At 64.9% G+C, this 17,404-nt stretch carries 17 protein-coding genes; 9 read left to right on the top strand and 8 right to left on the bottom strand.

What is annotated here, in order from left to right; translation table 11 throughout:
- Positions 1-54: 54 nt before the first annotated feature.
- Positions 55-1,332 (bottom strand): NAD(P)/FAD-dependent oxidoreductase, encoded by a 1,278-nt coding sequence (locus tag FVF75_RS12960; RefSeq protein ID WP_148378667.1) that lies wholly within the window; start codon positions 1,330-1,332, stop codon positions 55-57.
- Positions 1,333-1,522: 190 nt separating this feature from the next.
- Positions 1,523-2,128 (bottom strand): TetR/AcrR family transcriptional regulator, encoded by a 606-nt coding sequence (locus FVF75_RS12955; RefSeq protein ID WP_148378664.1) that lies wholly within the window; start codon positions 2,126-2,128, stop codon positions 1,523-1,525.
- A gap of 128 nt (positions 2,129-2,256) precedes the next feature.
- Between FVF75_RS12955 and FVF75_RS12950 the strand changes: the two genes are divergently transcribed.
- The 8 genes from FVF75_RS12950 (at position 2,257) to FVF75_RS12915 (ending at position 10,784) form a co-directional block, all read left to right on the top strand.
- Positions 2,257-2,469 (top strand): hypothetical protein, encoded by a 213-nt coding sequence (locus FVF75_RS12950; RefSeq protein ID WP_148378659.1) that lies wholly within the window; start codon positions 2,257-2,259, stop codon positions 2,467-2,469.
- Between the two features lie 81 nt (positions 2,470-2,550).
- The gene (locus FVF75_RS12945; RefSeq protein WP_148378656.1) at positions 2,551-4,095 is read left to right on the top strand and encodes a 2-isopropylmalate synthase; all 1,545 of its coding nucleotides are present in this window, start codon (positions 2,551-2,553) and stop codon (positions 4,093-4,095) included.
- A 139-nt stretch (positions 4,096-4,234) separates the two neighbouring features.
- Positions 4,235-5,272: a rod shape-determining protein gene (locus tag FVF75_RS12940; protein ID WP_148378653.1), complete on the top strand. Its 1,038-nt coding sequence runs from the start codon at positions 4,235-4,237 to the stop codon at positions 5,270-5,272.
- Positions 5,273-5,304: 32 nt separating this feature from the next.
- A complete protein-coding gene (mreC, locus tag FVF75_RS12935; protein ID WP_148378650.1) occupies positions 5,305-6,237 on the top strand; it encodes a rod shape-determining protein MreC in 933 nt (310 codons plus the stop codon).
- Positions 6,234-6,773 (top strand): rod shape-determining protein MreD, encoded by a 540-nt coding sequence (locus FVF75_RS12930; RefSeq protein WP_148378647.1) that lies wholly within the window; start codon positions 6,234-6,236, stop codon positions 6,771-6,773. Before mreC ends, FVF75_RS12930 begins: the two co-directional genes overlap by 4 nt.
- Complete coding sequence (gene mrdA, locus FVF75_RS12925) at positions 6,770-8,713, top strand: penicillin-binding protein 2 (RefSeq protein WP_148378644.1); 1,944 nt, start codon at positions 6,770-6,772, stop codon at positions 8,711-8,713. The genes FVF75_RS12930 and mrdA overlap by 4 nt, the downstream gene beginning before the upstream one ends.
- On the top strand, positions 8,710-9,855 hold the full coding sequence (gene rodA, locus FVF75_RS12920) for a rod shape-determining protein RodA (protein WP_148378642.1): 1,146 nt from the start codon (positions 8,710-8,712) through the stop codon (positions 9,853-9,855). The genes mrdA and rodA overlap by 4 nt, the downstream gene beginning before the upstream one ends.
- Positions 9,852-10,784 carry an NAD(P)-dependent oxidoreductase gene (locus tag FVF75_RS12915; RefSeq protein WP_148378639.1) on the top strand — a complete coding sequence of 311 codons (933 nt, stop codon included), beginning with the start codon at positions 9,852-9,854 and terminating at the stop codon, positions 10,782-10,784. The genes rodA and FVF75_RS12915 overlap by 4 nt, the downstream gene beginning before the upstream one ends.
- Positions 10,785-10,887: 103 nt before the next feature.
- On the opposite strand, the gene FVF75_RS12910 is transcribed toward FVF75_RS12915, so the two are convergent.
- Positions 10,888-11,319, bottom strand: a complete 432-nt coding sequence (locus tag FVF75_RS12910; protein WP_148378637.1) for a DUF1489 family protein — start codon at positions 11,317-11,319, stop codon at positions 10,888-10,890.
- Positions 11,320-11,435: 116 nt separating this feature from the next.
- Here FVF75_RS12910 and FVF75_RS12905 point away from each other — a divergent pair, with 116 nt between their 5' ends.
- Positions 11,436-13,691: an adenosylcobalamin-dependent ribonucleoside-diphosphate reductase gene (locus tag FVF75_RS12905; protein ID WP_148378634.1), complete on the top strand. Its 2,256-nt coding sequence runs from the start codon at positions 11,436-11,438 to the stop codon at positions 13,689-13,691.
- A gap of 81 nt (positions 13,692-13,772) precedes the next feature.
- Here FVF75_RS12905 and FVF75_RS12900 read toward each other — a convergent pair whose 3' ends face one another.
- From FVF75_RS12900 to tehB, 5 genes are all read right to left on the bottom strand, one after another.
- Positions 13,773-14,132 (bottom strand): hypothetical protein, encoded by a 360-nt coding sequence (locus FVF75_RS12900; protein WP_148378631.1) that lies wholly within the window; start codon positions 14,130-14,132, stop codon positions 13,773-13,775.
- Positions 14,098-14,415, bottom strand: a complete 318-nt coding sequence (locus FVF75_RS12895; RefSeq protein WP_148378628.1) for a hypothetical protein — start codon at positions 14,413-14,415, stop codon at positions 14,098-14,100. The genes FVF75_RS12900 and FVF75_RS12895 overlap by 35 nt, the downstream gene beginning before the upstream one ends.
- 603 nt (positions 14,416-15,018) lie before the next feature.
- Complete coding sequence (locus FVF75_RS12890) at positions 15,019-15,489, bottom strand: hypothetical protein (protein WP_148378625.1); 471 nt, start codon at positions 15,487-15,489, stop codon at positions 15,019-15,021.
- Positions 15,490-15,564: 75 nt separating this feature from the next.
- Complete coding sequence (locus tag FVF75_RS12885; RefSeq protein ID WP_148378622.1) at positions 15,565-15,978, bottom strand: hypothetical protein; 414 nt, start codon at positions 15,976-15,978, stop codon at positions 15,565-15,567.
- A gap of 382 nt (positions 15,979-16,360) precedes the next feature.
- On the bottom strand, positions 16,361-16,924 hold the full coding sequence (tehB, locus tag FVF75_RS12880; RefSeq protein WP_148378619.1) for a tellurite resistance methyltransferase TehB: 564 nt from the start codon (positions 16,922-16,924) through the stop codon (positions 16,361-16,363).
- Between the last annotated feature and the right edge of the window lie 480 nt (positions 16,925-17,404).

The raw sequence follows: 17,404 nt of genomic DNA, 5'->3' as shown, positions 1-17,404 counted from the left end.
GCGCAATGAAAAGGGCCGCCCCGAAGGACGGCCCCTGTCTCGCCGCGAAAACCCTCAGCGGATCTTGTTGATCTTCATCAGGTTCATCGCGAATTTCTCATACCAGGGCTCGGACACGCCCTTCTTGATCTTGCGGATGAAATACCACTCGAAGGCCAGCTTGGCCCAGTGCACCCACTTGCCTTCCGCCGCCCAGTTCACGTTGCGCGGCGGGTTCTGCGGCATGGCCAGGAAGGCCGCGCCGCGGTCGCCGAAATCTGCCAGGCACAGCGCGTTCCAGCTTGGCAACTCGTTGGGCTCTTCGCCACGGATGATCCGGGGGATGTTGTTGGCGGTGGCGGTGACCATCGATTCGATCATGAAGCCGGTCTTGGGCACGCCGGTGGGCACCGGGGTGGCGACCGGGGGCGCGATGGCGATGGCGACGCCGATCCCGAAGATGTTGCGGTATTTCGGGTTGCGCTGATACTCGTCCACGATGACGAAGCCGCGCGGGTTCACCAGCCCCTCGATCCCCATCAACGCCGGGATGCCGCGGAACGCCGGCAGCATCATGGTGTATTTCGACGGCACCTCATGAGTCTTCTTCTCGGTCCCGTCCTCGTTCATCTCGATGCAATGCACCGCGTCCTCGGTGAACTTCACGGTCTTGGCGTTGGTGATCCAGGTGATGTCGCGGTCGCGCATCGCGGATTCCAGAAGGCCTTTGGTGTCGCCGACCCCGCCCAGCCCGAGATGGCCGATATAGGGTTCCGACGTGATGTAGGTCATCGGCACCTTGTGCTTGATCTTGCGCCGGCGCAGGTCGGTGTCGATGGTCAGCAGGTATTCGTAGGCCGGGCCAAAGCAGCTGGCCCCCTGCACCGCGCCCACCACGATCGGGCCGGGGTCGGCGCAGAATTTCTCCCAGGTGCCGCCGTCGCCGCCGGATTTCTCGGCGTGTTCGATCTGGCAGACCGAGTTGGTGTGCCCGTCCGGGCCGAAACCCTCGATCTCGTCGAAGGCCAGTTCCGGGCCGGTCGCGATCACCAGATAGTCGTAGGTGACCTCTTTGCCCGAGGCGAGGACGATCTTGTTTTCCTCGGGCAGGAGTTTCTCGGCCGCATCGCAGATGAAGTCGATGCCGCGGCGTTTCATCACCGGCTCGAGGTCGACGGTGATGTCCTTTTTCGACCGCCAGCCGACACCGGCCCAGGGGTTCGACGGGGTGAACTGGAAATACGGCTTGTTTGAAATGACGGTGATCTTGTCGCTGCGCGTCAGCGTGTCCTTCAGCTCATAGGCCTGAATGGTCCCGCCAAGACCGGCCCCCAGAATGACGACATGTGCCATGACTTCTCCCTTGTCTTCCGTCCAGCCAGGCCAAGCCCGCCTGCCGCGGAAATTCCTCCCTGCGCCCCAGCCGCGAATCCATAGGTATCCGGCAATCGCAGGGTTGCACGCCATTCTACATCACAAGGCGCCAATAAAGAACGCCAATATCTGCGACAAATTGAATGCGAGAAGGATGCGCGCGGACCCGTCAGGCGCGGAACGAGTTCAGAAGCCCCTCGATCACCCGTCCGCCTTCGTCGGCCAGGTCGAAGGTCCGGTCCTCGAGGCTCCAGCGCATCGACAGGCCCTGGATCGCCGCCAGGACCAGGTGCGCGGCGTCGTCGGCCACGATCTCGGCGCGGTGCAGGCCAGCCGATTGCGCCGAGCGGATCAGGGCGGCGATCGCCGCGCGCCGCTCCGCCATCAATTCGGCGAAGCTCTCGCGCAGGGTCGCGACCTCGCTGTGCAACTCGCGCGAGAACAGGATCGCCGGGACGGCGGGGTTGCGCGCGATGTGGACGAAATGGTGCCCGATCACCTTGACCAATGTGCCGTGCGGATCGTCGCCCGCGGTGCTGTGCGGTTGGGCGTGGATGTCACGGAAATTGGCGGCGATACGTTCGCCGACCGCGAGCCAGATGTCGGCTTTCGTTGCGAAATGCCGAAAGATAGCCGGCTGGGTCACGCCCACGGCATCGGCAAGCTGTTGCGTCGTCACCCGGTCGGGCCCGATCTCGGCGGATAGCCGGATCGCGGTCTCGACAATCTCGGCACGTCGGTCGGCGGCGCTCTTGCGCGTCCGGGCTTGGCTCATGACCCGCTAAACTCCTCAAATCCTGCTGTCGTGAAAACCGGGTTTCGGATCGTCCCCGACCTCCGGGTTCCAACAATGGGGTAATTCAACTTATTTTTCCGCGCCCTTCTGGGCAATTTTTGTTCAAATTGAAAGACCTGATTGGTTTTCACGACAATCTTGTTCCTCTGTCACGTCCGAAGGCTACGCAGTGCACCCCGGAGTTGGATCAAAAAGCCCTTTTCATTCGATCCGCCCGGGCTATAGTGCCGCACATGAACACGGCAGCCAATATTCCGTCCAAGCCCGGCGCATCCCTGCGCCCGCTTGCCGCCGCGCTGCTGCTTCTTAGCCGCCTCTGAGCGTGCCCGTTGGCGCGACCGCTCAGGGGACATCGTGCGCGCCGACGTACTGACGGCTAGGACTAAGAGAGAGATACCGACATGACCACTCCGACCGAACAGGACCGCGTCCTGATTTTCGACACGACCCTGCGTGACGGCGAACAGAGCCCGGGCGCGACCATGACCCACGAGGAAAAGCTCGAGATCGCCGAGATGCTCGACGAGATGGGTGTGGACATCATCGAGGCCGGTTTCCCGATCGCCTCCGAAGGCGATTTCGCGGCAGTGAGCGAGATCGCCAAGCGCGCCAACAGTGCGGTGATCTGCGGGCTGTCGCGCGCCAACTTCAAGGATATCGACCGTTGCTGGGAGGCGGTGAAACACGCCAAGCGCCCGCGCATCCACACCTTCATCGGCACCTCGCCGCTGCACCGCGACATCCCCGGCCTGTCGATGGATGCGATGGCCGACCTGATCCACGAGACCGTCAGCCACGCCCGCAATCTCTGCGACAACGTGCAATGGTCGCCGATGGACGCGACGCGGACCGAGCATGACTATCTCTGCCGGGTGATCGAGATCGCGATCAAGGCGGGCGCGACCACGATCAACATCCCCGACACCGTGGGCTACACCGCCCCGCGCGAATCGGCCGAGCTGATCCGCATGCTGATCGAACGCGTGCCGGGGGCCGACGAGGTGGTGTTCGCCACCCATTGCCACAACGACCTGGGCATGGCCACGGCCAACGCGCTGGCCGCTGTCGAGGCGGGCGCGCGCCAGATCGAATCGACCATCAACGGGCTGGGCGAACGCGCCGGCAACACCGCGCTGGAAGAGGTGGTGATGGCGCTAAAGGTGCGCAACGACATCATGCCCTACCGCACCAATGTCGACACCACCCGGATCATGGCGATCAGCCGGCGGGTCGCGCAGGTCTCGGGTTTTCCGGTGCAGTTCAACAAGGCCATCGTCGGCAAGAACGCCTTTGCGCACGAAAGCGGCATCCACCAGGACGGCATGCTGAAGAACCCCGAGAACTTCGAGATCATGCGCCCCGAGGATATCGGGCTGGCCGCCTCCAGCCTGCCGCTGGGCAAGCATTCCGGCCGGGCCGCGCTCAAGGCCAAGATGCGCGACCTGGGGCACGACCTGGCCGACAACCAGCTCGGTGACATCTTCGTGAGGTTCAAGGAACTGGCCGACCGCAAGAAAGAGGTGTTCGACGAAGACCTGATCGCGCTGGTCGGTGACGGCACCGATGCCGCCAACGACCGTATAAAGGTCAAGTTCCTGCGCGTGATCTGCGGCACCGAAGCGCCGCAATCGGCCGACCTCACCCTGACCGTTGACGGCACCGATCATCAGGTCACCGCCACCGGCGATGGCCCGGTGGATGCCACCTTCAACGCCATCAAGGCGTTGTTCGCGCACGACGCCAAGCTCAACCTCTACCAGGTGCACGCGGTGACCGAGGGCACCGATGCCCAGGCCACGGTGACGGTGCGCATGGAAGAGGATGGCAAGATCGTGACCGGCCAGTCGTCGGACACCGACACGGTGGTGGCCAGTGCCAAGGCTTATGTGAACGCGCTCAACAACCTGCTGGTTCGGCGCGAAAGGACCAAGCCCGTGGCGGTCTGAGGATCGCCCCGGGGCAAGCAGAAACTTGCCGGAAGGTGCGGCGCGGGGCCTTTCCACGCGCCGCGCCTCTGCCTATAACCCCCCGGGGATGCGGGCCGGCCCGGCCTGCCAGGGTAACGTGAATGAAAGTCCGTCAAACATGCTAGGTCTCTCGGCCATCTTCTCGTCCGACATGGCGATCGACCTCGGCACGGCCAACACGCTGGTCTATGTCAAGGGCCGCGGGATCATCATGAATGAGCCCTCGGTGGTCGCCTACCACGTCAAGGACGGGGTGAAGAAGGTGCTGGCGGTCGGCGAGGATGCCAAGCTGATGCTGGGCCGCACGCCCGGCTCGATCGAGGCGATCCGGCCGATGCGCGAAGGCGTGATCGCCGATTTCGACACCGCCGAGGAGATGATCAAGCACTTCATCCGCAAGGTCCACAAGCGCACTACCTTCTCCAAGCCCAAGATCATCGTCTGCGTGCCGCATGGCGCGACGCCGGTGGAAAAGCGGGCGATTCGCCAGTCGGTGCTGTCGGCGGGCGCGCGCCGGGCGGGGCTGATCGCGGAGCCGATCGCGGCGGCCATCGGGGCCGGGATGCCGATCACCGATCCGACCGGCAACATGGTCGTGGACATCGGCGGCGGCACCACCGAGGTGGCGGTGCTGTCGCTTGGCGATATCGTCTATGCCCGTTCGGTCCGGGTCGGTGGCGACCGGATGGACGACGCCATCGTCAATTACCTGCGCCGCCAGCACAACCTGCTGATCGGCGAGGCCACGGCGGAACGGGTCAAGACCTCGATCGGCACCGCCAGGATGCCCGACGACGGGCGCGGCGTGTCGATGCAGATCCGGGGGCGCGATCTGTTGAACGGCGTGCCCAAGGAAATCGAGATCAACCAGGCCCAGGTGGCCGAGGCCCTGTCCGAGCCGGTGCAGCAGATCTGCGAGGCGGTGATGGCGGCGCTGGAAACCACGCCGCCCGACCTTGCCGCCGACATCGTGGATCGCGGCGTGATGCTGACCGGCGGCGGCGCGCTGTTGGGCGAACTGGACCTGGCCTTGCGCGAGCAGACCGGGCTTTCGATCTCGGTGGCCGACGAGCCACTGAATTGTGTGGCGCTCGGAACCGGGCGGGCACTGGAATACGAAAAGCAACTGCGCCACGTTATCGACTACGATAGCTGACGCCGGGGGCGGCCCCGGGAAACGGAGGCCAATTGGCGACGAACCGACGCACCAGTGACGACTACGTCGGCCCGGTCAGGCGAATCCTGATCGGGCTGATGGTCATTGCGCTGTTCGGTCTGTTCCTGCTGTGGCGGATCGACAGCCCGCGCGTCGAACGCTTTCGTGCCCAGATCGTCGATGCGGTGATCCCCAACATGGAATGGGCGCTGGTGCCGGTGACCAAGGCTGCCAACATGGTCGAGGGCTTCCAGTCCTACGCCCGGATCTACGAGCAGAACCAGGAATTGCGCCGCGAGCTTCAGCAGATGAAGGCCTGGCGCGAGGCGGCGCTGCAACTCGAACAGCAGAACGCCGAGCTGATGTCGCTGAACAACGTGCGGCTGGACGCGCGGCTGTCCTATGTCACCGGCGTGGTGCTGACCGATTCCGGCTCGCCGTTCCGCCAGTCGGTTCTTCTGAACGTGGGCGCGCGCGACGGGGTGGTCGACGGCTGGGCGACGATGGACGGGCTGGGGCTGGTCGGACGGATTTCCGGCGTCGGCGACCGGACCAGCCGGGTGATCCTTCTGAGCGATTCCAACAGCCGCATCCCGGTGACGGTGCAGCCCTCGGGGCAGAACGCGCTCTTGTCCGGCGACAACAGCGCGGCCCCGCCTCTCGAGTTCATCGAGAAGGTCGACGGCGTGCGCCCGGGTGACCGGGTTGTGTCCTCGGGCGATGGCGGGGTGTTTCCCGCGGGGCTTCTGGTGGGCGAGGTGATCAAGGGGCCGAACGGCCGGTTGCGGGTGCGGCTGGCGGCGGATTACCAGCGGCTCGATTTCCTGCGCGTCTTGCGCAGCCATCCCGGCGAGGTGGTCGAGGATGTGGGCGGGCTGGTGGTGATGAACCCGCTTCTGGCCCCGGTCGCCGAGGGCGTGCCCGCTGGAGACATGCCCGAAGACACGGCGGAGGGCAGCGAATGATCGACCCGCTTACCCTGCGCCGCATCGGCTATGTCGTGCTGTTTCTGGTCCTCTCCGGCGTGGTGGTGTTCATCCGCCTTTTGCCGCTGGGCGGCATGGGCGGCGGTCTGATGCCGCCCGACCTGATCGTCTGCCTGGGCTTTGCCTGGGTGCTGCGTCGGCCCGATTTCGTGCCGGTGCTGCTGTTCGCCGCTGCCCTGTTGCTCACCGACCTGATGTTCCTGCGCCCGCCCGGTGTCTGGACAGCGCTTGCGGTTGTCGGGCTCGAGTTCCTGCGCGCCCGCGCCGGGCTGTTGCGCGACCAGTCCTTCCTGGTCGAATGGGCGACCGTTGCCGCCGTGCTGGCCGCGATGATGCTGGCTGAGCGGGTGCTGCTGTCGGTGTTTCTGGTCGGCCAGGCCGGGTTCGGGCTGTCGGTGATGGCGTTTCTGGCCAACGCGCTGGCCTATCCACTGGTCGTGGCGGTGTCGGTGTGGGTGCTGCGCGTGCGCCGCCTGCAACCCGGCGAGATCGTGGCGGAGGCGCGGCTGGCATGAAACGATCACCTGCCGATACCGAAAAGAGCAGCCGCACGATCACCCGGCGCGGCCTTCTGCTGGGCGGCGCGCAACTGGCGTTCGGGGCGGTGCTGGTGGGCCGCCTGCGCTACATGCAGGTGCGCGAGGCCGATGCCTACCGGATGCTGTCGGAACAGAACCGCATCAACATCCGCCTGCTGCCACCAGCGCGCGGGCTGATCTTCGATCGCAAGGGCGTGCTGCTTGCGGGCAACGAGCAGAACTATTCCATCGTGATCGTGCGCGAGGATGCGGGCGACCCCGAAGAGGTGCTGGACCGGCTGGGCAAGCTGATCTGGCTGACCCCCGAAGACAAGGCGCGGGTGATCGCCGACATGAAGCGCCTGAGCCCCTTCGTGCCGGTCACGGTGGCCGAGCGGGTCAGTTGGGAGGACGTGTCGGAAGTGGCGGTCAACGCCCCGGCGCTGCCCGGCATCTCGCCGGAACTGGGCCTGTCGCGGCACTACCCGCTGGGGTCGGATTTCGCGCATGTGGTGGGCTATGTCGGGCCGGTGTCGGATTATGACCTGAACCGGATCGACGACAAGGACCCGCTGTTGCAGATCCCGCGCTTCCAGATCGGCAAGACCGGGGTTGAGGCCAAGCTGGAAAAGACACTGCGCGGGTCTGCCGGCACCACCCATGTCGAGGTCAACGCGGTCGGCCGCGTGATGCGCGAGCTCGACCGCCAGGAGGGCGAGCCGGGCGGCAACGTGCAACTGACGGTGAACCACGCGCTGCAGAACTTCTGCGAGGCGCGGCTGGCCGGTGAAAGCGCCGCGGCGGTGGTGATGGACAGCCGCACCGGCGATCTGCTGGCGCTGGCCTCGGCCCCCAGCTTCGACCCCAACAAGTTCGTGCGCGGCATCTCCGGCCCCGATTACAAGGCGCTGCTCGAAGACCCCTACCGCCCGCTTGCCAACAAGACCGCGCAGGGCATCTATCCGCCCGGCTCGACCTACAAGATGGTGACCGCGCTGGCGGCGCTGGAGGCGGGCGTGATCACGCTGGACGATACCGTCACCTGCCGCGGTTTCGTCGAACTGGGGCAACGCCGGTTCCATTGCTGGCGTCGCGGTGGCCACGGGCAGGTGAACCTGATCCGCTCGCTCAGCGAAAGCTGCGACGTGTTCTATTATGAGATCGCCCAGGAGGTCGGGATCGAACGGATCTCGGACATGGCCCGGCGGCTGGGGTTGGGCCAGCGCTATGACCTGCCGCTGTCGGGTGTGGCCGAGGGGCTGGTGCCCGACAAGGACTGGAAACGCCGGGCGCGCGAAGCCGAATGGATGATCGGCGACACGCTGAACGCAACCATCGGCCAGGGCTTCGTGCTGGCCTCGCCGCTGCAACTGGCGGTGATGACGGCGCGGCTGGCGTCGGGCAACGCGATCGAGCCGCGCCTGGTGCGCGCCATAGACGGGGTCGAACAGCCGGTCGCCGGGCGCACGCCGCTCGACATCGACCCGGCCCACCTGGTGTCCGTGCGCCAGGGCATGTACGAGGTCGTCAACGCCGCGCGCGGCACCGCCGGATCGTCGCGGGTGGTGGCCGAGGGGCTGCGCATGTCGGGCAAGACCGGCACCAGCCAGGTGCGCAACATCACCGCCGCCGAACGCGCCGCCGGCGTCACCTCGAACGACGACCTGCCGTGGGAGCGGCGCGACCACGCGCTGTTCGTCTGCTACGCGCCGCACGATGCGCCCGAGATCGCGGTGTCGGTGGTGGTCGAGCATGGCGGTGGCGGCTCGACCGCGGCGGCGCCGATCGGGCGCGATATCCTGCTGGCGGCGATCTATGACGGGGTGCCGCCGCTCGACGCCTATCCGCCGTCGCAGCGCGGCACCATACGCACCCGTCTGGAGGCGCTGAACCTGCGCCCGCCGCAGGCCCCCTCGCAGGGGCGGGAGCGCGCATGACCTTTCTTGAATACAACGTCAAATGGACACCCACCGGCGTCCGCAAGCTGTTCTACCTGAACTGGTACCTGATCTTTCTGCTGATCGCGGTGGCGGGGATCGGAATCCTGATGCTCTATTCCGTCGCCGGCGGTTCGATGACGCCCTGGGCCGAGCCACAGATGAAGCGCTTCGGCGTCGGGCTGGCGATGATGCTGGTCATCGCCATGGTGCCGATCTGGTTCTGGCGCAACATGGCCGCGCTGGCCTTTGCGGTGTCGGTGGCGCTGCTTGTCGCGGTCGAGTTCGTGGGCGACGTGGGCATGGGCGCGCAGCGCTGGATCGACCTGGGCTTCATGCGCCTGCAGCCTTCGGAACTGACCAAGATCTCGCTGGTGATGGTGCTGGCGGCCTATTACGACTGGCTCGATATCGGCAAGGTGTCGCGGCCGCTCTGGGTGCTTCTGCCGGTGATCATCATCCTGGTTCCGACCGCGCTGGTCCTCACCCAGCCCGACCTCGGCACCGCCATCCTGCTGCTGGCGGGCGGGGCGGCGATGATGTTCCTGGCGGGGGTGCACTGGCTTTATTTCGTGGCCGTGATCGTGATCGGCATCGGCGCGGTGACGGCGGTGTTTCTCAGCCGCGGGACCGAGTGGCAATTGCTGGCCGATTACCAGTATCGACGCATCGACACCTTCCTGGACCCGTCCATCGACCCGCTGGGGGCGGGCTATCACATCACCCAGTCCAAGATCGCGCTGGGCTCGGGCGGCTGGACCGGGCGGGGCTTCATGCAGGGCACCCAGTCGCGCCTGAATTTCCTGCCGGAAAAGCACACCGACTTCATCTTCACCACCCTGGCCGAGGAATTCGGCTTCATCGGCGCCAGCTCGCTTCTGGCGCTCTACGTCGCGATCCTGTTTTTCTGTGTCGTCTCTGCGATGCGCAACACCGACCGCTTCAGCGCGCTGGTGACGCTGGGGGTCGCGGTCACGTTCTTCCTGTTCTTCGCGGTCAACATGTCGATGGTGATGGGGCTGATGCCGGTTGTCGGCGTGCCGCTGCCGCTGGTCAGCTATGGCGGTTCGGCGATGCTGATCCTGATGATCGGATTCGGACTGGTGCAATCGGCGCATGTTCACAGAGCGAGGCCGAAATGAGCGTAAATGTGCAAGTGATCGCCAAGCCGGGGCTGTTCGAGACCTACCGCCCGCATTTGCAAGCCGCACTGGCGGATGTCGGCATCGAAGCCCGGCTGGGCGAGGATCTGGACCCGGCCCTGGTGGACTACATCGTCTATGCCCCGATGGGCGGGCAGACCGACCTGAGCGCCTATGTGAACGCCAAGGCGGCGCTGGGCCTCTGGGCCGGGGTCGAGACGATCATCGGCAACCCGAAGCTGACCATGCCCTATGCCCGCATGGTCGACGAGGGCCTGACCGAGGGCATGGTCGAATGGGTGACCGCGCATGTGCTGCGCCACCACCTCGGGATTGACCGTGACATCCTGCGCGCGCCCGGCGACTGGACCCAGGAGACCCCGCCGCTGGCGCGCGACCGGCGCGTCGGGGTGCTGGGGCTGGGGGTTCTGGGGCAGGCCTGTGCGCGGGCGTTGACGGCTTTGCGGTTCGACGTGGCAGGCTGGAGCCGCAGCGAAAAGACGCTGGACGGTGTTGCCTGTTTTCACGGCGACGACGGGCTGGGCGCGGTGCTGCGCCGGTCCGAGATCCTGGTGCTGCTTCTGCCGCATACCGACGCCACCGAGAACACGCTGAACGCCGATACGCTGGCGCTGCTGCCCGAAGGCGCGGTGGTGCTGAACCCCGGGCGCGGCGCGCTGATCGACGACGCGGCACTTCTGGCGGCGCTGGATGCCGGACAGGTGGGGCATGCGACGCTCGACACCTTCCGGGTGGAGCCGCTGCCGGCGGATCACCCCTATTGGCGGCACCCGAAGGTGACGGTGACACCGCATGTCGCCTCGGAAACCCGGCCCGCCTCGGCGTCGCGGGTGATCGCGGAGAACATCCGCCGGGGCGAGGCGGGCGAGCCGTTCCTGCACCTGGTGGACCGCGACGCGGGGTATTGAGGATTTCAGGCCGGTCGGGGGACGCTGTCCCCCATGTCCAATTCGCGGGGCGAATTGAACGCTCCCCCTGGAGTTTTTTTGCCAAGATGAAGACGCAGGCGCGTCAGAGAATGCCGATATCCGCCAGCGCGCCGGCCAGATCGGGCGGCAGGGTGTCGTCGCTGGCGCGCGCCTTGGTGAGGTCGGCGGGGGCATCGGCGGCGGCGAGGTAGCGCCAGCCCTGGAACGGGCGCCGGGGGGCCGCGCTGGTGCGCACCAGTTCGCGGTCGAGCACCAGGCCGCAGCGCCTGATTCCGTCCTCGCCGATCACTTCGTCGAGCGAGAGCAGGCGTTGGCGGGCCAGGATCACGCCCTTGAACACCCAGTAGAGCGAGCCGCCGTCGAGAAGCTCGGCCTCGCGTTTCGGCCACATCCGGGTGACATGGCGCGGCTGGTATGCGGGATCGCCCTTGGCGCGCGCCGTCTGCCAGTTTTCCAACTGGTCCGGGCTGTCGCAGCCGACGCAGAGTTTGACCAGGTTGACGTGTTGTGACATGGCACCCCCTTAGCACCCACTGACACAAGATAGTGGGTCTGGCGGGCTTGGCAAGTTGACCTGTTGGGGTCGGGCGCGTATCGTCGAAGCCTTCCACCACGCGCAGGGATTCTCGCATGAGCCGTTTCACCGCCCCGATTGCGGAACAGATCTGGGACATGAAATACCGGCTGAAACAGGCCGACGGCACCCCGGTGGACAAGTCGGTCGAGGACAGTTGGCGCCGGGTTGCGCGTGCCCTTTCGGCCAGCGAGCCGGAGCATGAGGCCGAGTTCTACGAAGCACTCGAGGATTTCAAGTTCCTGCCGGCGGGGCGGATCACGGCAGGCGCCGGCACCGGGCGCAACGTCACCCTGTTCAACTGTTTCGTGATGGGCACCATCCCCGACAGCATGGCCGGGATCTTCGACATGCTGAAAGAGGCCGCCCTGACCATGCAGCAGGGCGGCGGCATCGGTTATGATTTCTCGACCATCCGGCCACGGGGTGCGGATGTGAAGGGCGTGGCGGCGGATGCCTCGGGGCCGCTTTCGTTCATGGATGTGTGGGACGCGATGTGCCGCACCATCATGTCGGCGGGGTCGAGGCGCGGCGCGATGATGGCGACGATGCGCTGCGACCACCCCGATATCGAGGATTTCATCGCCGCCAAGGCCGATCCGGCGCGGCTGCGCATGTTCAACATGTCGGTGCTGGTGACCGATGCCTTCATGGACGCGGTCAAGTCCGGCGGAAGCTGGGACCTGGTGTTCGACGGCATCATCTATCACACCGTCGAGGCGCGCGATCTGTTCAACCGCATCATGCGCGCGACCTACGACTATGCCGAGCCGGGCGTGATCTTCATCGACCGCATCAACCAGATGAACAACCTCGCCTATTGCGAGACCATCGCCGCGACCAACCCTTGCGGCGAGCAGCCGCTGCCGCCCTATGGCGCCTGCCTGCTGGGGTCGGTCAACCTTGCCCGGCTGGTGACGGACCCGTTCGAGGCGGGCGCGGCGCTGGACGAGGCGGCGCTGGACGAGATCGTCGCCACCGCCGTGCGCATGATGGACAACGTGGTGGACGCCAGCCGCTTTCCGCTGGAGGCGCAGCGCCAGGAGGCGTTGGCCAAGCGCCGGATCGGGCTGGGTGTCACCGGGCTGGCCGATGCGCTGATCATGCTGGGGCTGACCTATGGCTCGGACGAGGCGGCGGCGCAGACCGAGGCCTGGATGAAGCGGATCGCGCGCGCCGCCTATCTGGCAAGCGTGGATCTCGCCAAGGAAAAGGGCGCGTTCCCGCTGTTCGACGCCGAGCGCTATCTGGAAAGCGGATCGCTCGTGCATATGGACGAGGACGTGCGCGAGGCGATCCGTGAACACGGCATCCGCAACGCGCTTCTGACCTCGATCGCGCCGACCGGCACGATCAGCCTTTATGCCGGCAACGTGTCCTCGGGGATCGAGCCGGTGTTCGCCTATGCCTACACCCGCAAGGTGCTGCAAAAGGACGGCACCCGCACCGAGGAGGAGGTGGTCGACTACGCCGTGCAGATGTGGCGCGAGAAATTCGGCGACCGGGAATTGCCCGACTATTTCGTCAACGCCCAGACCCTGCCGCCGATGGCGCATGTGAAGATGCAGGCGGCGGCGCAGAAATGGGTGGATTCGTCGATCTCGAAAACCATCAACGTGCCCGAGGACATCTCGTTCGAGGACTTCAAGGATGTCTACCTTGCCGCCTACCAGTCTGGCTGCAAGGGTTGCACGACCTATCGCCCAAACGCGGTTACCGGGTCGGTGTTGTCGGTCAGCGAGGCGTCTGACAAGGCGCCCGAGATCGAAACCGGCGGCGATGTGGTCTACATCTCGGAACCCCTCGACCGGCCACAGGCGCTGGAAGGCTCGACCTACAAGCTCAAGTGGCCCGACAGCGAACACGCGATCTACATCACCATCAACGACCTCGTGGTCAGCGGCCACCGTAGGCCCTTCGAGGTGTTCATCAACTCCAAGAACATGGAGCATTTCGCCTGGACCGTGGCGCTGACGCGGATGATCTCGGCGGTGTTCCGGCGCGGCGGCGACGTGAGCTTCGTCGTCGAGGAGATGAAGGCGGTGTTCGACCCGCGCGGCGGCGCCTGGCTGGGCGGCAAATACGTGCCCTCGATCCTGGCCGCGATCGGCGGGGTAATCGAGAGGCACATGGTGGCGACCGGGTTTCTGGCAGGCGAAGGCCTGGGCTTGAAAAGCGATCCGCGCGCCGAGGTCGTGAACCTCGGCCTCAACCGCCCCGGCCCGGCCTGCCCGAGCTGTGGCCAATACGAGATGCGGATGGTCGAGGGCTGCATGACCTGCACCGCCTGCGGCCATTCAAAATGCGGGTGAGGTGGTTAGGCTCACGCTGTTCTGACTGCCAATTAGTGGCCACCGGCGGGCGTCGGAGGTCCATTCCGCAAGCAAATAAGGTCAATCGGGCGTAAGCGCCCGATTTTCCGCCATTTCTGGCATTTCTCGCATGAACGCGAGTTTGGCACTGTCCCGAGGGATATGGGAACCGGAAACAGGGGATAGAAACTCTTTCCGGAATTTTTTCTGGGCTTCTTGGGCTGATGGCGCACCGCCGCTGCCGTTCACCGTCGAACAGGTCGCCAGGATGAGCACATCAGCGACCGTACCGAGGTCTTGCCGAGAAGTAGACGCGCAATATTCGCAGGTATTGGACCAAGGATCGAAAGGCATGAAAAAAAAAGGGCGGCTTTCGCCGCCCTTTTCCGAGATGCTTACGAATTTCCTATGATGATCGCCAGCATCGTAGCGCGCCCTCAATGCGCGCGTAGGCCTGGATGGCCTCATGCCTCGAGTGATGGCCGTCGCAGAACGGGTGGCCGTAAGTGTCTGCGCGGGTGTCTTCGTTCGTGTAGCCGAGGGCGAAAGGCGCCGCGCGCGCCGCCTCGGTCAAACGCGCGGGGTGCCTTGGCGAGGTCATGACGGTGACGCCGGCGATTTCCCGGCCGATCTGCGTGTAGTGCCGGTCCACCCAGACGTGGACACGAGACAGGCTGTGCTTCTCGATTAGCCACAGCGTCACGTCGCAGATATCCTGCTCCATCCCGAACTCGTCCGGGTAGACGCTCAGGCGGCAAGCCCGCGCCGCCGGAAGGGCACAGCGTGCCCCGGTCTTAGTCGGCACGACGGAACCGCGCCCCATGCCAGAGGGTCTTGTCGGAGGCTGGCAAGCCCCGTGCATGCCCGATCCGGTCGAGAGACGACGGTGTCTGGTCGGCCAGGATGCGTGTGATGTCGCGCAGCGCGGCCTCAGCGGCATCAGCGTCCGGGATCGGCGGCCCGAAGGCACCGTACAGGTCGCAGAGGCTGGCACCGTGGCGGAGGAGGTGCTGCTCCGTCGCGTAGGCGGTGCCGAGACCGGCCCCGGCTGTGTCGGGGGGATGTTGTGTTGAGCAGATGTTCCCCCTTTCATGCGCTGGCGGAAACAGTGCTGGTGTGCCTGATTCTTTGGCGTCATGTTCCGTCGCGGGGAGAAGTCGGGCGTTGGCAGGTTCCTTCCGGTTGGTCTCAAAGCCTGGTCGTCGGTGCTGGTAAGGAGAATATTGTCCGTTATTTTCGAACAGGAAGAGAAAACCTGCCGATCGCGTGATTTTTTTATCGGCCCCCGCACCGCCGCAGTCGTTCTGCAGCGGTGCGGGATAGGTCTTCAGGCTGCGCTCTTGTCCGAGACGGCGTCGTTTCCGGCGACCCCCAGGCGAGCCATCTGGCAGCCCGCATCGACCCGGGCCGCCACAAGATCACGCATGGCCAAGATCTTTCGGAAACGCTGTTGCAGAGCGTCGAGAGCGGCGCCGTTCTTCGACAGAATAGGGACCTCCAGGACACGCCCGATGGCACCGTGGTCCGGGTCATCCGTTCCGTCGAAGACGTTCCGGAAGCCGAGGGTCTCTCGCGCGACGGCTTCGTAAAGAAGATCCTCGATGCGACCGATCTCGCCAGCCACCTGGTCCGAAAGCGGCCCGTCGTTGCGCAGGTCGCGGAGCGCTTTCGACAGAATGTTGAGGTCTGGTGCAGACATCTCCGCATCATTGCGTTGGGCTTCATCGTGCAGGAAATCGATTTCCTGCAACGTCCGGGCCCAGAGATGGTCGAGACTCAGTTGAGCGAAATATTTCATGGCAGTGTCCTCTTGTCGCTTCGTGGGAAGTGCAGGACGCCAGCGGTGCAATCCGCGCACGACCGGCCGTCCGTTTCAGGCCGCGTCTTGCGCCCGGAGGGCGAGCGCCAGTGCATCCTGGTCCTCATCCAGTTCTCCGATTTCGACCAGAAGGTCATAGAGACGGTCGGTGAGCAGGCAGAGCTCCTCCACTTCGGGGCTGGCGGGGTCGATAGGACTCCAGAAGGACAAGTCCGGTTCGAACTCGTCGACAACGGGATCGAGGGATAGGAGCCGGTGCAGATCGACCAGCCTGCGCCGCGTCGCCCGGTCGAGGCGCGACGCTTCACGCAGAGTGGACATGAGACGCAGAACGCGCGCAGTTCCTGCGTCGGCGTCGATCAGCCCGGCGGCATTGCACAGGGCCGTTCCGTGCTCGGCGAAATGCGCGCGGACGCTGGCGAGTCGCGGATCTGCGGACAGCGTCTTCGTGGGTAGGTTGCGCAGCATGTTGGTGCTCCTTTTGTTGCGCGTCTGCCATTCATGGCAGCCTCAAGCCCTGTCCGCGTGCTGTTTCCTGGGGGTAGGTGGCTCCTTGTTCTGCCCGGGATGGATGAGAGTTGTTTCCCTCCTTTGATATGGAGATTGGCCAACAGTCAGAGGCACGAAGAAAAAACTTCGGCTCTGTTCACCCCGCGATGGAATTTCAGGGCCATAGCCGTCAATCGGCCCCATGTAGCCGACTGACGGCTATGGCCTTGAAGCCGTGGCGTCCCTCACCAGGAGGGCCTTGTTCTCGTCGTCATCGGGGGCACGGGCAGAAATCATCCAAGCCGTAAGCGCGAGGGCCACCCACCGGCGGCATTCTCGGACGCGCAAGGACTATTAACGCCTATGCCAGTTTGCGCGCCAGCATGGTTGCAAACTGTAGCTGTGCCCCGTTGTGCATGGTGCCGAGATCTTCGTTGTACTTGAGCATTTCCCAGCCCTGATAGATGGTGCTGAGCTGGCCTTCATGCAGGGTGAACGGAAACCCGACCGGGCAGGGATGGGCGGCTGTGTCCATGGCACAAACGATCAGATTGTAGCCGCCGGGCAAGGTACGTGCCTGCATGTCAGCGAGAACGGCCTCGACCCGCCCGGGGTCGAGAAACATCAGGGTCACGGTACAGGCAATGAACCCATAGTCGGCATCCAATCCGGCCTCGTTGATGTCATAAACGCGCGCATCGATATTGCCGATGCCTTCCTGCACGACAATGGATTGCAGCATGCCAATGGCATTGGCGTTGCTGTCCACTGCGGTGACGTTGAAACCCTGCTGGCTGAGGTAAAGGGCATTGCGGCCATTCGAGCACCCCATATCGAGTGCATCGCAAGGCTCGATCTGCTGGCAAGCGTTGACCACTTCGCTGTGGGGCGGGTTCAGGCCGTGACGGCTGTTCAGATCTGTCATTTCCATCTCCGGTAGGGGGCAAGACCTGTTCAAGATGCCAGGCAATGCAGGCGTCCGACCGGCCTGCAGCGTGGGTTCATGGACAGAAAGTCAATAAGACTATCGCGTACCAATTCACGATGGTAACGGCAACCTGCGATCAACTCCTGAAACGCTTGGTTGGAGGAATGACAGGCAGATTGCCCGATTTCCGGGGCTACAAACCCCAGACAGGCCCCGAGCAGTCATTGAAAATATTTTACCCGCCGGCGCTACCCGGCATGCGTGCGTCCCGCGGAACTCGGCAAATTGGGCTCGGAGCGGCCACCTGGGGTTCATCAGGATGCTGTGATCGGCCCATCGGCACGATGTCGAGGACGAGGTGGGCAGGGCGGATGGGAGGAACTGATATGTCCACCGCCAACTTGCCAACCATCCGCGTCTGCTGTCCCGCCTGGAACAAGGGCCGCATCGTTGGCCAGAAGCGCCCACTACTGCCTA

The sequence above is a fragment of the Maritimibacter fusiformis genome (assembly GCF_008086115.1).
Lineage (GTDB): Bacteria > Pseudomonadota > Alphaproteobacteria > Rhodobacterales > Rhodobacteraceae > Muriiphilus > Muriiphilus fusiformis.
Note: the sequence above shows the minus strand (reverse complement) of the source record. Positions and strands in the feature narration are given on the sequence as shown.

What these genes read in the sequence shown, in the direction of transcription:
- FVF75_RS12885 (WP_148378622.1), bottom strand. Translation starts at nt 15,978, where the DNA reads ATGCTGCGCAACCTACCCACGAAGACGCTGTCCGCAGATCCGCGACTC.
- tehB (WP_148378619.1), bottom strand. Translation starts at nt 16,924, where the DNA reads ATGACAGATCTGAACAGCCGTCACGGCCTGAACCCGCCCCACAGCGAA.
- FVF75_RS12945 (WP_148378656.1), top strand. Translation starts at nt 2,551, where the DNA reads ATGACCACTCCGACCGAACAGGACCGCGTCCTGATTTTCGACACGACC.
- FVF75_RS12890 (WP_148378625.1), bottom strand. Translation starts at nt 15,489, where the DNA reads ATGAAATATTTCGCTCAACTGAGTCTCGACCATCTCTGGGCCCGGACG.
- FVF75_RS12915 (WP_148378639.1), top strand. Translation starts at nt 9,852, where the DNA reads ATGAGCGTAAATGTGCAAGTGATCGCCAAGCCGGGGCTGTTCGAGACC.
- FVF75_RS12930 (WP_148378647.1), top strand. Translation starts at nt 6,234, where the DNA reads ATGATCGACCCGCTTACCCTGCGCCGCATCGGCTATGTCGTGCTGTTT.
- FVF75_RS12940 (WP_148378653.1), top strand. Translation starts at nt 4,235, where the DNA reads ATGCTAGGTCTCTCGGCCATCTTCTCGTCCGACATGGCGATCGACCTC.
- FVF75_RS12905 (WP_148378634.1), top strand. Translation starts at nt 11,436, where the DNA reads ATGAGCCGTTTCACCGCCCCGATTGCGGAACAGATCTGGGACATGAAA.
- FVF75_RS12960 (WP_148378667.1), bottom strand. Translation starts at nt 1,332, where the DNA reads ATGGCACATGTCGTCATTCTGGGGGCCGGTCTTGGCGGGACCATTCAG.
- FVF75_RS12895 (WP_148378628.1), bottom strand. Translation starts at nt 14,415, where the DNA reads ATGGAGCAGGATATCTGCGACGTGACGCTGTGGCTAATCGAGAAGCAC.
- mrdA (WP_148378644.1), top strand. Translation starts at nt 6,770, where the DNA reads ATGAAACGATCACCTGCCGATACCGAAAAGAGCAGCCGCACGATCACC.
- FVF75_RS12910 (WP_148378637.1), bottom strand. Translation starts at nt 11,319, where the DNA reads ATGTCACAACACGTCAACCTGGTCAAACTCTGCGTCGGCTGCGACAGC.
- rodA (WP_148378642.1), top strand. Translation starts at nt 8,710, where the DNA reads ATGACCTTTCTTGAATACAACGTCAAATGGACACCCACCGGCGTCCGC.
- FVF75_RS12955 (WP_148378664.1), bottom strand. Translation starts at nt 2,128, where the DNA reads ATGAGCCAAGCCCGGACGCGCAAGAGCGCCGCCGACCGACGTGCCGAG.